Raw genomic sequence first — 13,480 nt, forward strand, 5'->3', positions numbered from 1 at the left:
CAACGGTAACACTCATCAGACAAGCTCGGGTAGGTGCCAATCCATGACCGCATCCCGCTGGGCCACGATCTACGCCGCCCTTGCCGCCGTGATGGGCGCGGTTCTGGCCGCACTGTGCTGGGCCGTGCCGGTCAAGGACGGCGCGAAAGACTGGGTTGCCCCGCTGATCCCCGGCGGCTGGATGGCCTGGACCTTTCCGATTGCCCTGTTTTTCTGGGTGATCGCCTGCCTGCTGATCGTGATGACATTGCTGGCCATCCGCTGGCCCGAAACGCCCCGTGTCGGGATTCTGCGGATCGAAACCACCCGCGGCGACCGGCTGTTCATCACGCTGCTCGGGTCGGCCTTCATCCATCTGATCTGGCTTTACTTCATCGGCAGCCTGGGCTGGCCGCCGATGCTGATCTGCCTTGGCTATGCCGTAGTGGTGTTCTGGCTGGTGTAGCAAGGAACAACGCTGGCGGGCGGCGGGATGAGGAGCCTGCCGCCGGTCCGACACGAACCAAATCTGTTCAATGGGAGGAACACGATGAGACTTCGCGCAACCGCAACCGCCATGGCGCTCGCGCTCATGGCCACGGGCCTGCCGGCCTGGGCAGACATGGAGGCCGCCAAGGCCTTTCTCGATGCCGAAATCGGCGACCTCTCGACGCTGAGCCGCGCCGATCAGGAAGCCGAGATGCAGTGGTTCATCGACGCGGCCAAGCCCTATGCGGGCATGGAAATCAAGGTCGTCTCGGAAACCATCACCACGCATGAATACGAATCCAAGGTGCTGGCGCCGGCCTTCACCGCCATCACCGGCATCAAGATCACCCACGATCTGATCGGCGAAGGCGACGTGGTGGAAAAGCTGCAGACGCAGATGCAGTCGGGCGAGAACATCTATGACGCCTATATCAACGACAGCGACCTGATCGGCACCCACTGGCGCTATCAGCAGGCGCGCAACCTGACCGACTGGATGGCCGGCGAAGGCGCGGCCGTGACCAACCCCAACCTTGACCTTGCCGATTTCATCGGGGCCAAGTTCACCACCGCCCCCGATGGCAAGCTGTATCAACTGCCCGACCAGCAGTTCGCCAACCTGTACTGGTTCCGCTACGACTGGTTCAGCGACCAGAAGACCAAGGACGACTTCAAGGCCAAGTATGGTTATGACCTGGGGGTTCCGGTCAACTGGTCGGCCTATGAGGACATCGCCGAATTCTTCACCGGCCGTGACATGTCTTACATGGGCGGGCCGGCGACCGGCGTCTATGGCAACATGGACTATGGCAAGAAAGACCCCTCGCTGGGCTGGCGCTACACCGATGCCTGGATGTCGATGGCCGGCATGGGCGACAAGGGCGATCCGAACGGTCTGCCGGTTGATGAATGGGGCATCCGCGTCGATGAAAACAGCCGTCCCGTCGGGTCTTGCGTCGCGCGTGGCGGGGCAACCAACGATGCGGCCGCGGTCTATGCCGTGACCAAGGCGATTGACTGGCTGAAGAAGTATACCCCGCCCGAAGCGCAGGGCATGACCTTTGGCGAGGCCGGCCCCGTGCCCGCCCAAGGCAACATCGCCCAGCAGATGTTCTGGTACACCGCCTTCACCGCCGACATGGTCAAGCCCGGCCTGCCGGTGATGAACGAGGACGGCACGCCCAAGTGGCGCATGGCCCCCTCGCCGCATGGCGCCTATTGGAGCGAAGGCACCAAGATCGGCTATCAGGACGTGGGGTCCTGGACGCTGATGAAGTCGACCCCGGTCGACCGCGCGCAGGCCGCCTGGCTTTACGCGCAGTTCGTGACCTCGAAGACGGTGGACGTGAAGAAAAGCCACGTCGGCCTGACCTTCATCCGCGAGTCGACGATCCAGGACAAGAGCTTCACCGAACGCGCCCCGAAACTGGGCGGTCTGGTGGAATTCTACCGCTCGCCCGCGCGGGTGGCGTGGTCGCCCACGGGCACCAACATCCCGGACTATCCGAAGCTGGCCCAGCTTTGGTGGCAGAACATCGGCGACGCCATGTCGGGGGCCAAGACCCCGCAAGAGGCGCTTGATGCCCTGTGCGCCGAGCAGGAAAAGGTGCTGGAACGTCTGGAACGTGCCGGTGTTCAGGGCGACATCGGCCCGAAGATGAACGAAGAGCAGGATGCGCAGATCTGGCTGGATGCCCCCGGCGCGCCGGTGGCCAAACTTGAGAACGAAGATCCCAAGCCGGAAACCATCAGCTATGACGAGCTGATCAAGTCCTGGCAGTAAACCGAACCGGACGGGCGGCCCAATCGGGCCGCCCGCCCCTTGCCCCGCACCGGGCACCCGCTGCAAAGGCCTGCCGCAATGTCCTACATTCTTGCCATCGACCAGGGCACCACATCATCGCGCGCCATCCTGTTCGATGCCGCGCTGCGCCCCGTTGCCACGGCACAGGAAGAATTCCCCCAATCCTACCCGCAACCCGGCTGGGTCGAGCATGACCCCGCCGATCTGTGGTCGACCGTTGCCGCCACAGCGCGCGCGGTCATTGAAAAGGCGGGCATCAAGGCCACCCGGATCGCCGCCATCGGCATCACCAACCAGCGTGAGACCACGCTGCTGTGGGACCGCGCCACCGGCCAGCCGCTGGCCCCCGCCATTGTCTGGCAGGACCGCCGCACCGCCCCGCTGTGCATCGCGCTGAAGGAAGCCGGGCACGAGCCGATGATCACCGCCCGCACCGGCCTGCTGCTGGATCCCTATTTCTCGGGCACCAAGCTGAAGTGGCTGCTGGACAGCATCCCCGATGCCCGCGCGCGGGCAAGCCGTGGCGAACTTGCCTTCGGCACCGTGGACAGTTGGCTGATATGGAACCTGACCGGCGGCAAGACCCATGCGACCGACGCCACCAATGCCGCCCGCACCCTGCTGTTCAACATCGCCACCAACACCTGGGATGCCGAGATCTGCGGCCTGCTGGATATTCCCATGGCCCTTCTGCCCGAGGTGCGCGATTGCGCGGCCAGCTACGGCACCACGCGGCCCGATCTGTTCGGGCGTGAAATTCCCATTCTCGGTGTCGCCGGCGACCAGCAGGCCGCCACCATCGGCCAGGCCTGCTTTGCCCCCGGCATGATGAAATCGACCTACGGCACCGGCTGCTTTGCGCTGCTGAACACGGGCAGCGATCTGGTCCCGTCGAAAAACCGCCTGCTGACCACCATCGCCTACCGGCTGGAGGGGCAGACAACCTATGCGCTGGAAGGGTCCATCTTCATCGCGGGGGCCGTGGTGCAATGGCTGCGTGACGGGCTGAAGATCATCCGCGAGGCGAAGGAAACCCAGCCGCTTGCCGAAGCCGCCGACCCGGCGCTGAACGTGGTGCTTGTGCCGGCCTTCACCGGGCTTGGGGCGCCCTATTGGCGGCCCGATTGCCGGGGGGCGATCTATGGCCTGACCCGCAATTCTGGCCCCGCCGAACTGGCCCGGGCGGCGCTGGAAAGCGTGGGCTACCAGACCCGCGACCTGCTGGAAGCGATGCGGTCCGATTGGGGGGCGGCCCCCGACGGCATCCTGCGCGTCGATGGCGGGATGAGCGCGTCGGACTGGGCCATGCAGTTCCTGTCAGACATTCTTGGCGCGCCGGTTGATCGCCCCGTGGTGACGGAAACCACCGCCCTTGGGGCTGCTTACCTTGCCGGCCTGCAAGCCGGGCTTTGCGCCAGACCGGCAGAATTCCAGAAATCCTGGGCACTGGACCGCCGCTTCACCCCCGCAATGGCCCCGGAAACCCGCGATGCGAAATATGCCCGCTGGGGCCGGGCCGTCGCGGCCACCATGACGGTATGACACCCTTCTCGATCATCGCCCCGGGCCGCATCCTGTTCGGCCGGGGCGAGGCCGCCAAGGCACCCGCCGCCATTCGCGCCTTTGGCGCGCGCGGGCTGATCGTGCACGGGGCTAACCCCGCCCGTGCAGCCTGGCTGATGGACGGGCTTCGGGCCGAGGGGGCCGAGATCCTTGCCCTGCCCTGCGGACAGGAACCCACCCTCGCCCTGCTTGAGAACGCCCTGCAAGCAAGCCGCCCGTTCCGGCCGCTGTGGGTGGCCGCCATCGGCGGCGGCGCGGCGCTGGATCTGGGCAAGGCGCTGGCCGCCCTTGTTCCCGCGCCGGGCGGCCCGGTGCCGCATCTTGAAATCGTCGGGCAGGCGCTGCCGCTTGCCGCGCCGCCGCTGCCGTTCATCGCCCTGCCCACCACCGCCGGAACGGGGGCCGAGGTGACGCGCAACGCGGTTATCGGCCTGCCCGACCATGGCCGGAAGGTTTCGCTGCGCGATGACAGGATGCTGGCCCGGCTGGCGATCATTGACCCGGGCCTGACGGACCACAGCCCGCGCAGCATCACGCTGGCCTCGGGGCTGGATGCGATCACGCAGGTCATTGAACCCTATGTGTCCTGCAAGGCCAATGCCTTCACCGATGCCATCACGGCCCCTGCCATTGGTCAGGGGCTGGCCGCCCTGATCCGCCTGATGGAAACCGAAGATCCGCAGGCGCGGGACGCGCTGGCCTGGGTCAGCCTGACCGGGGGGCTTGCCTTGACCAATGCCGGTCTTGGCGCCGTTCACGGGCTGGCGGGCGTGATCGGAGGGGTCACCCCTGCCCCGCATGGCGCCATCTGCGGGGCCCTGCTGCCGGCGATCCTGCGGCTCAACCACCGCCATACGACCGGCGACACCGCACGCCGGCTTGATCTGGTCTTTGATCGGATTGCCGAAGCCCTTGGCGGGGCGGCGGATGCAGCACCCGAAACCCTTGGCGCCTGGGTGCGGGCCGCCGGCCTGCCGGGGCTTGCGGCACAGGGCCTTTCCCCTACCCTGCATGTGGAAGTCGCCGAAGCGGCCCGCGCCAGTTCCTCAATGCGGGGGAACCCGGTCGTTCTGCCGGTCACAGACCTTGTGGCCGCCCTGCAAATCGCGTCTTGAGGTTCAGCCCGCGCCGTCCGATCACCGCCGCTTGCCCTGCTGCGCAAAGTGATGGATGGCCGCCACCGCGCAGGAGGCCAGCCGAGACATCGGGCTGTCCGAGCGCGAGTTCAGGATAACCGGCACGCGCGCGCCCAGGACCAGACCGGCGCCTTCGGCATGGCTCATGAAGGCCAGTTGCTTGGCCAGCATGTTGCCCGCATCCAGGCCCGGCACCACCAGGATGTTCGCCCGCCCGGCCACTCCCCCTTTCAGCCCCTTGGTCCGCGCCGCCCCGATGTCCACCGCGTTGTCCATGGCCAGCGGCCCTTCGACCAGCCCGCCAGTGATCTGGCCGCGATCCGCCATCTTGGACAGCAGCGCCGCGTCGATCGAGGACTGGATCGCCGGGTTCACCGTTTCGACCGCCGACAGCACACCAACCCGCGGCTCCATCCCCAGCGAAAGCGCCAGATCAATGGCGTTCTGGCAGATGTCGACCTTGGTTGACAGGTCAGGGGCGATGTTGATCGCCGCATCGGTCACCATCACGGGTTCGGGCTGGCCGGGGACATCCATCACGAAGACATGGGTAAACCTGCGCCCGACCCGCAGTCCAAGATCCTTGTCCAGCATGGGGCGCAGCAGATCGTCGGTGTGCAGGTGCCCCTTCATCACCGCCGCCACGCGCCCTTCGCGCACCATCGCGCAAGCCATTGCCGCCGCGGCCGTGTCTTCGGCAACATCCACGATCTCGACCCCGGCCAGATTGGCGCCCGTCTCTTGCGCCACGGCCTGAATCGCCGCGGCCCGGCCAATCAGCACCGGGGTGATGATCCCCTGCTCAGCCGCCAGAAGCGCCCCCCGCAATGAGTTCGGATCATCGGGGCAGACCACGGCGGTTGGCAGCGCCGGCAACGGGCGGGCCCGGGCCAGAAGCGCCTCGAAATGGCGGTGCCGTTCCACGATCAGGCCCGGAACCTCGATCCCGTCATGGTCGAACTTTTCGGACGGGGCCTGAACCACGGCTTCGCCAGTCAGCACGGCCACGCCATCGCCCGCGCGCCTGACCGATGTGGCCAGCCGAACCGCGCCATCCGCCAGCTTCTCCAGCACCTCTACCCGGGCAATCATCTCGTCTCCGGCATGGACGCGGGCATGGAAATCCAGCACCTGCCGGCGATACAGCGTTCCCGGGCCGGGCAGTTTCATCCCCAGAACCGCCGAGATCAGCGAGGCCACCAACATGCCCGGCACGACACGCTCGGTCTGGCCATCGCCGTCCAGATCGCTGTCGGTCAAGTGCATCGGGTTGTGATTGCCCGAGGCGACGGCGAAGATATAGGCATCATCCGCCGTGATCAGCCGCCGCATCTCGGCCACATCGCCCGGGGCAAGTTCGTCGAAGGTGCGGTTGACCAGGTGCATTCAGGCGTCCTTTTCTTGCCAGGGCCGTGTCCAGGTCTGGCGGAAGGTGGCCCCTTGCCCGGCAGACCCTTCCCCCACACCAGCACTGACAGGCTATCTGGTGACCCCGGCAGGACTTGAACCTGCAACCTTCCCCTTAGGAGGGGGACGCTCTATCCGTTGAGCTACGGGGCCGCCGCCGCCTTCAATGCACAAACTGCCACGGCAAGGCAACTCTGCCGCATTGGCCCGCGATGAATTTTACCGGAAATGGTAAGGGGGAGCGACTTTTGGCCCACCACTCCCCCTCATTTTTCCCTTGCGCCACCGTTTGAGAGCTTGCGGACGCAGGGGTATCGCCGGCGCGGACGCCGTTAGCGCTATCGGTAGCAAAGGATTGCACCTTGGACAAGGGCTTCCTTTGGCGCTAACAAGATTCCAGTGCCCTTTCGGAAGTCAGGTCCAGTGACAAAGCCGCCGCCAGATCCCCGCCGCCCGCTGACGCTTCGCGATGTTTCCGAAGCCTCGGGCGTCAGCGAGATGACCGTCAGCCGGGTTCTTCGCAACCGTGGCGACGTGTCCGACACCACGCGCGAACGTGTGCTCGAAGCGGCGCGTTCGCTTGGCTATGTGCCAAACAAGATTGCCGGCGCGCTGGCCAGCCAGCGGGTCAATCTGGTCGGGGTCATCATCCCCTCACTGTCGAACATGGTCTTCCCCGAGGTGATGACCGGCATTTCCGAGGTGCTGGAAGACACCGGATTGCAGCCCGTGGTGGGTGTGTCCAACTACGACGCCGACCGGGAAGAGCGGGTGATCTACGAAATGCTGTCCTGGCGGCCTTCGGGCATTATCCTGGCCGGGGTCGAACATTCCGATGCTTCGCGCGCGATGCTGGCGCAGGCCGGGATTCCGGTGGTCGAGATCATGGATACCGACGGCACGCCGGTCGTCTCGGCCGTGGGCATTTCGCATTACCGCGCCGGCCGCAAGATGGCCGAGGCGATCATCGGCGCCGGCTACCGCCGCATCGCTTTTTTGGGCACGCATATGCCCGTGGCCGACCACCGCGCCCGCAAACGGCTGGACGGGTTCGAAGAAGCGCTGTCGCGCGCCGGCCTGTCGATCGTTGACCGCGAATATTACACTGGCGGGTCGTCGCTGCTGAAGGGCCGCGAAATGACAGAGGCGCTTCTGAAACGCAGCCCCGATGTCGATTTCCTTTATTACTCGAACGACATGATCGGCGCAGGCGGCCTGCTGTGGTGCCTTGACCATGGCATCGACGTGCCCGGCAAACTGGGCCTTGCCGGGTTCAACGGGATGGAACTGCTGGACGGCCTGCCGCGCAAGCTGGCCACCATGGATGCCTGCCGCCTGGAAATCGGTCGCCGCGCGGCCGAGATCATTGCCGGCAAGCGATCACCGGGCGCACCCGAGATCATCGAACTGGAGCCGACGCTGGACCTTGGCGATACCATTCGTCGCTGATCCGTCCGTCACATCAGCCAGACTGCGGTTCATAGCGCAGGATGCCGGCCACCCTGGCGCTGCCGCCAGAGTCGGCCGGATGCGACACGCCATCCATCACCGGCACCTCGGCAAAATCGAACGGGCTGACCCCGGCCAGACAGGCCACGTTGATGCCGAACTGGCTGGGGTCGGACCGGCGCTGGTGGTGGGTGTAGACCCCGCAGGTCTTGCAGAAGTAGTGCTTCGCCGTGCGGCTGTTGAACTGGTAAAGCGTCAGGTTTTCCGCCCCGGCCAGAAATTCTATTTCGTCCAGCCGCGCCGAAACCGCGACAGCCCCCCGCATCCGGCAATACGAACAGGTGCAACGGCGCCGGCTGTCGAACCCGTCAGCCAGCCGGACCCGGAACCGCACGGTTCCACAGTGGCAAGCCGCGTCATGCACCTTTTGCGCCATCTCTTTGTTCATGGTCGTGGTCTCCGCCGCTGAACCGTTCCGCTCAGGCTGGCAGAGCGGCGGCGCAGCGGCAAGGCCACTGTCAGACCGGCACCGCGGTCAGCCGCCCGTCTTCCACCCCCGTCATCCGCACCGTCACGATCCGGCCCTCGGGCTGATCTTCGGCAAAGCTGACTTCGGTGAACTGTTCGGTCCGCCCCATCCGCGGCGTCTCGGTCAGCACCCGATGCACCTGCCCGATCTGTGCCGCCAGATGCCTGGCCAGCGCCACATCCCCCGCCGACCGCAACCGCGCGGCCCGCTCACGGATCAGCGGCCCCTTCACCGCCGGCATCCGCGCCGCCGGGGTGCCCTTGCGGGCGCTGTAGGGAAAGACGTGCAGGAAGGTCAGGTCGCAGTCATCAACCAGCTTCATCGAGTTTGCGAACATGTCTTCGGTTTCGGTCGGAAACCCGGCAATGATGTCCGCGCCGAACACCATTTCGGGGCGCAGCCGCCGCGCCTCGTCGCAGAACCGGATCGCATCGTCGCGTAGATGGCGGCGCTTCATCCGTTTCAGGATCATGTCATCGCCCGATTGCAGGCTCAGATGCAGATGCGGCATCAGCCTCGGTTCGGTGGCGATGGCAAGCATCAGGTTCTCGTCCGCCTCGATGCTGTCGATCGAGCTGATCCGCAGCCGCGCCAGATCCGGCACCAGCCGCAGGATGCGCATCACCAGATCACCCAGCCGTGGTGTTCCGGGCAGATCGGCGCCCCAGCTTGTCAGATCCACCCCGGTCAGGACAACTTCAAGAAACCCCTTGTCCACCAGCCGCCGGATCTGTTCGACCACAACGCCCGCCGGAACCGAGCGGGAATTGCCGCGGCCATAGGGAATGATGCAGAAGGTGCAGCGGTGGTCGCAGCCGTTCTGCACCTGGACATAGGCCCGCACCCGGCCGAACCCGTCGATCAGGTGGCCGGCAGTTTCCCTGACCGACATGATGTCGTTGACCTGAACCTTCTCGGTCACCCCGATCAGATCAACCGGCGCGGCCAGCCCGGTCCAGGTCTCGGCCTGCATCTTTTCGTGGTTGCCGATGACCCGCGTGACCTCGGGCATCGTCGCAAAGGTCTCGGGCTCGGTCTGCGCCGCGCATCCGGTAACAATGACCGCCGCGCCGGGGTTTTCCCGTGCCAGACGGCGGATTTCCTGCTTGGCCTTGCGCACCGCTTCGGAAGTCACGGCACAAGTGTTCACCACCACCGCCCCGTCCAGCCCCGCCGCCGTGGCAAGTTCCTTCATCGCCTCCGTCTCATAGGCATTCAGACGGCAACCCAACGTGGCAAAAACCGGCGGCTTCATGACAGCGCCGCAAGGAACCCGGCCGAAAACCGGCCTTCGAAGACATAGGTCACAGGCCCGGTCAGCCAGACGCCATCTTCGCGCCAGTCAACCTCCAGCGTGCCGCCATCCAGCTCCAGCAGCACCCGCCGTCCGGTCAGCCCGCGCAGATGCGCCGCCACCGCCGTAGCACAGGCGCCAGACCCGCAGGCCAGCGTGATGCCGGCGCCCCGTTCCCAGACCCGCATCCGCAGCCGGTCAGGGCCGATGACGCTGGCAAATTCGACATTCGTCCGCTGCGGGAACAGCGGGTCGTGTTCGTATTCTGGTCCCTGAGTGGCCAGATCCACCGCCGCGGCATCCGCCACGAACATCACGCAATGCGGATTGCCCATGCCCACCGCCACCGGATCACCCGGCAGGGGCAGGTGAAGCACATCCACCTGATGCGCCAGCGGCACCTCCTGCCACAGGCGCTGCGGATGACCCATGTTCACATTCACCCGGCCGTCGGCCAGCCGCTCGGCGCGCAACAGGCCACGGCTGGTGCGCAGGGTGACAGCCTGCTTGCCCAGCCCGCGCATCACATGATCGGCCACGCAGCGGGTGGCATTGCCACAGGCCCCGGCGCGGCTGCCATCATTGTTCCAGAAATCCAGCGCGAAATCGGCATCGTCCGCATCGCGAATCTCGGCAAGCTGGTCGAAGCCGACGCCGCGGTTCCTGTCTCCCACAGCGCGCGCCAACGCCGCCGTCGTCACTGCCGCCCGGCCGCGCGAATCAATCACGACAAAGTCGTTTCCGGCCCCGTGCATCTTGAGAAAGGGCAGGTCTGTGGGGGATGCGTGCGTCATCCCCCGCATATACGCTTGGACCTTGCAGATTTCCAGCCGGTGTCGATAGCCCTTGACCCCCGCCGCAAGCCCCCTTAAAGGCACCCGTGTGTGGGCCGTTAGCTCAGTTGGTAGAGCAGCTGACTCTTAATCAGCTTGTCGGAGGTTCGAACCCTCCACGGCTCACCACACATCCCTTAAGAAACCGCGGCATTAAGGGCTTGACGCCAAAGGCGCCTTGCCTTAGCCAGCCGCGGCGTGGGCCCGTAGCTCAGTTGGTAGAGCAACTGACTTTTAATCAGTGGGTCACAGGTTCGAATCCTGTCGGGCTCACCATTTTTCAGATTTTGCCAAAAACAGGCGCAAGATCAGCATATTGCAGAATCATGTCCCGTTTCATGCTTCCCCCACCAGCAGTTTTACCAGCTTGAGCCGATCAGCCGCGCGCGTGTATCGCTCGACCTCCCCAAGGGTCAGATGCCCCGCCATTGCGGCGATTTGGTGTGTCGAAGCGCCCTTCTGGGCCAGTATACGCAAAAAGCCTTCCGCAGACCGTGCAGCCGGGTAACCATCCCTGCGGCGTTGGCAGCATTGCGAAAAAGGTTGCCCAGGCTTTCTGCCGTGTCGGGTTTGCCCTTTCGGTCCAGCCCGAAGGCCGGCGCAATGTTGGCAGCGCGGTCGATCACAGCTTTAGGCTCCGAGGTCACCGGCACATTCGCCTCAACCTTGGACTTCTGACGCCGACAGGACAGGATCCCGTCCTTGATGTTACGCCGGCCCAGCTTGACCAGATCCACACGCACGGCACCCGTGTAAAGCGCCAGATCGAACACCAGTCGCTCCACCGGGCCAACAGGCCACCGGGTCTGGAATACTTCAATCTCGTCCGCGCCGGCGGTGCGAAAGCCATCCAACTCGGGGCGTTCCATCTTCAATCCGAGTGTCGGATCGGTGGTAATGATCCTCAGTTTCTGTGCATGGGCGAAGAAGAGCACGAGCGCCTTGCCCAAACTCCGGCGTCGGCCTGTACCCGTTCCCATAAAACACCTCCTGGTTCCTCAGTTGGTGCTCTCCACATTTTCCCTGCAAGTCCAGAGTTCCGCCCAAAGAGCGGGAGGCAGTTCAGCGCAAAAGCCACTCAAGGCCAGGGAACGAACCCGGCTATCGCCGGGTCCGCCTTGCTTGCCAATCGGGAACAATGTCCCCGGCCATGATGCAGCCGTAAGGGTCGATGCAGTCGACCACATCGGCCAGGCCATAGTCGCGGATCTGGTACATCACCGCCCCGGCACGTTTGTAGCTGGAGGGCAGTTCCGAGGCATCCACCGCCCCGGCATGGAACCGGATGTCCAGCCCGGCCGTTTCCGCCGCCAGCATCTGCGCCGGCGTCATCGCGCCCATGCGGCGGCGATGTTCGGTGCGCGAGAAGTTGCGCCCCGCGCCATGGGGCGAGAAACCAAGCGCCTGCTCCGCATCGCGCCCGCGCACCACCAGAACCGGCTCTGCCATGTTCAGCGGGATCAGGGTCAGGCCGGTGGCATCCTGTGCATAACCCTCCCAGGCAGGGGTCGCCCCCTTGCCATGCAGGAACACATCGCCCCGCTTGAAGACGAAGTTGTGCTCGTTCCAGTAGCGGTCGCCCGGTTCGGCGCGCAGCTTTTCCACCACCGCCTGATGCAGCGCATTGTGGTTGGCCTTGGTCCAGCGACGGATGATCTGCAGCGCGTCCCAGTAATCGCGCCCTTCCCCGGTATCGGCCGGAATCCAGGCGTTCTGCTTCAGCGTGGCGGGCGACAGCGCGCGGCGGAACCGCTCGGCCACCTCCATCCCGTGCTTGTAAAGCAGCCCGCCCGGCCCGCGCGATCCGTGATGGGTAACCATGGCCACCCGCCCCGTGGCGCGCGACCGCCCGATGAACAGGAAGTGGTTGCCATCGCCCTGCGTGCCCATATGAGCCTGCGCTGCGTGCAACATCCGGTTGTCGTTCAGAAACGGGTTCGCGCGAAACTCATCCATCAGATCCAGAGAGACGGTGAAGCGGCTGCCCTGTTCGCGCCCGCCCGGCCCGAAATGGGTGATCGCCTGCGCCGCATCCAGCGCTGCCTTCGGATCGACCATGCCCAGATCGGTGATCATCACCGAACAGCAGATGTCGGCCGAATGCATGCCGGGATGGATCGCGTTGCGCGCCGCCACCACGCCGCCCACCGGGATGGTGCCCAAGGGCCCCGCCGGGCAGGCATCGGGCATCACCGCCCCCGCCTCGACCGTGGGGGTCTTCAGCACCTCGGCCATGGTGGCCAGCACCTTGTCGATGTTGTCCTGTTCATCCGCATTTTCTGCGCGGAGGCTGACATGCAGCGGCACCTCGCCGGGGCGGCGCAAGGCCAGCGGTTCGGGCGCGGGCGGCGGCAGGTCGGCCTCCAGCATTTGCCGGATGCGGATCAGGCCAAGGCCTTCGGCCCGCGCCGCATTCGCGCGGGACAGAAGGTCGGGAAACGCCGGGCCGGGGCGGTGGCCCCAACCGATCAGGTCAGCCCCGGTCACGGGGGAATGTGCATCATCATTCATCATCTCATTCACACACATATATGGGACCCCGGCGACAAGGGATTGGCGACACGTCGTGCTCTATCCATCTGAGCTACGCACCCACAGGAAATGGAGGGCGCGGCGGGACTCGAACCCGCGACCACGAGGGTGACAGCCTGGAGTGCCGCACGGCATTCGCCGGAGTATTCAGGTCGGGGCGACAAGAGAAAAGAGATTATGGGAACCCCGGCCACACCGTTGGCCGCCTGCAAGGTGGGGGCTTGAACCCCACAGGTTATCCCGTTGTGCGAGCTGTAATCCCTTCGGCATTCGCCCCGATTTCGGGGGCCGGCGACAAGACGGGCAAGACTTTTCCCTGAGCTACACGCTTGCGCATGGCGCGAGTTGAACGCGCGGCCTCCGGGTTGCCCCGGCGCTCTGACCTGTAGTCCTGCCGGCATTCGCCGGATGTGATCTCCTTCTGTCATGGACCCGGCGACAAGGTTGGGCGAAACAGGTGCTCTA

11 protein-coding genes and 3 tRNA genes are annotated in these 13,480 nt (G+C 65.4%); 7 read left to right on the top strand and 7 right to left on the bottom strand.

What is annotated here, in order from left to right:
* Positions 1 to 43 precede the first annotated feature (43 nt).
* The 4 genes from B6K69_RS09170 to B6K69_RS09185 all read left to right on the top strand — a co-directional run bounded on the left by B6K69_RS09170 (position 44) and on the right by B6K69_RS09185 (position 4,950).
* Positions 44 to 445, top strand: coding sequence for a DUF2160 domain-containing protein (locus B6K69_RS09170; protein ID WP_108643564.1), 402 nt, complete (start codon positions 44 to 46; stop codon positions 443 to 445).
* An 84-nt stretch (positions 446 to 529) separates the two neighbouring features.
* Entirely contained in the window at positions 530 to 2,251 is a 1,722-nt protein-coding gene (locus B6K69_RS09175) for an ABC transporter substrate-binding protein (protein ID WP_107673162.1), read from the top strand.
* Between the two features lie 78 nt (positions 2,252 to 2,329).
* The gene (gene glpK, locus B6K69_RS09180; RefSeq protein ID WP_108643565.1) at positions 2,330 to 3,814 is read left to right on the top strand and encodes a glycerol kinase GlpK; all 1,485 of its coding nucleotides are present in this window, start codon (positions 2,330 to 2,332) and stop codon (positions 3,812 to 3,814) included.
* Entirely contained in the window at positions 3,811 to 4,950 is a 1,140-nt protein-coding gene (locus tag B6K69_RS09185; RefSeq protein ID WP_108643566.1) for an iron-containing alcohol dehydrogenase, read from the top strand. Before glpK ends, B6K69_RS09185 begins: the two co-directional genes overlap by 4 nt.
* Positions 4,951 to 4,971: 21 nt before the next feature.
* Here the strand turns inward: B6K69_RS09185 and B6K69_RS09190 are convergent, their stop codons facing one another.
* Both B6K69_RS09190 and B6K69_RS09195 read right to left on the bottom strand, forming a co-directional pair.
* The gene (locus B6K69_RS09190) at positions 4,972 to 6,357 is read right to left on the bottom strand and encodes a bifunctional enoyl-CoA hydratase/phosphate acetyltransferase (RefSeq protein ID WP_108643567.1); all 1,386 of its coding nucleotides are present in this window, start codon (positions 6,355 to 6,357) and stop codon (positions 4,972 to 4,974) included.
* A gap of 98 nt (positions 6,358 to 6,455) precedes the next feature.
* Positions 6,456 to 6,531, bottom strand: a tRNA-Arg gene (locus B6K69_RS09195).
* Positions 6,532 to 6,876: 345 nt separating this feature from the next.
* On the opposite strand from B6K69_RS09195, the gene B6K69_RS09200 reads away from it, so the two are divergent.
* Positions 6,877 to 7,827, top strand: a complete 951-nt coding sequence (locus B6K69_RS09200; RefSeq protein WP_236939026.1) for a LacI family DNA-binding transcriptional regulator — start codon at positions 6,877 to 6,879, stop codon at positions 7,825 to 7,827.
* A gap of 13 nt (positions 7,828 to 7,840) precedes the next feature.
* On the opposite strand, the gene B6K69_RS09205 is transcribed toward B6K69_RS09200, so the two are convergent.
* From B6K69_RS09205 to dapF, 3 genes are all read right to left on the bottom strand, one after another.
* Entirely contained in the window at positions 7,841 to 8,275 is a 435-nt protein-coding gene (locus tag B6K69_RS09205; protein ID WP_108643569.1) for a GFA family protein, read from the bottom strand.
* A 70-nt stretch (positions 8,276 to 8,345) separates the two neighbouring features.
* Positions 8,346 to 9,611, bottom strand: a complete 1,266-nt coding sequence (mtaB, locus tag B6K69_RS09210; protein WP_108643570.1) for a tRNA (N(6)-L-threonylcarbamoyladenosine(37)-C(2))-methylthiotransferase MtaB — start codon at positions 9,609 to 9,611, stop codon at positions 8,346 to 8,348.
* Positions 9,608 to 10,444, bottom strand: coding sequence for a diaminopimelate epimerase (dapF, locus tag B6K69_RS09215; protein WP_108643571.1), 837 nt, complete (start codon positions 10,442 to 10,444; stop codon positions 9,608 to 9,610). Before dapF ends, mtaB begins: the two co-directional genes overlap by 4 nt.
* A 92-nt stretch (positions 10,445 to 10,536) precedes the next feature.
* Here dapF and B6K69_RS09220 point away from each other — a divergent pair.
* A tRNA-Lys gene (locus B6K69_RS09220) sits at positions 10,537 to 10,612 on the top strand.
* 71 nt (positions 10,613 to 10,683) lie between these two features.
* Positions 10,684 to 10,759: transfer RNA gene (locus tag B6K69_RS09225), tRNA-Lys, on the top strand.
* Positions 10,760 to 10,896: 137 nt separating this feature from the next.
* On the opposite strand, the gene B6K69_RS09230 is transcribed toward B6K69_RS09225, so the two are convergent.
* Together B6K69_RS09230 and B6K69_RS09235 are read right to left on the bottom strand one after the other, a co-directional pair.
* Positions 10,897 to 11,463 (bottom strand): site-specific integrase, encoded by a 567-nt coding sequence (locus B6K69_RS09230; protein ID WP_123876552.1) that lies wholly within the window; start codon positions 11,461 to 11,463, stop codon positions 10,897 to 10,899.
* 121 nt (positions 11,464 to 11,584) lie between these two features.
* The gene (locus B6K69_RS09235) at positions 11,585 to 12,994 is read right to left on the bottom strand and encodes an RtcB family protein (protein ID WP_108644861.1); all 1,410 of its coding nucleotides are present in this window, start codon (positions 12,992 to 12,994) and stop codon (positions 11,585 to 11,587) included.
* Between the last annotated feature and the right edge of the window lie 486 nt (positions 12,995 to 13,480).

This window comes from Pseudogemmobacter blasticus, assembly GCF_003071405.1.
GTDB lineage: Bacteria > Pseudomonadota > Alphaproteobacteria > Rhodobacterales > Rhodobacteraceae > Pseudogemmobacter > Pseudogemmobacter blasticus.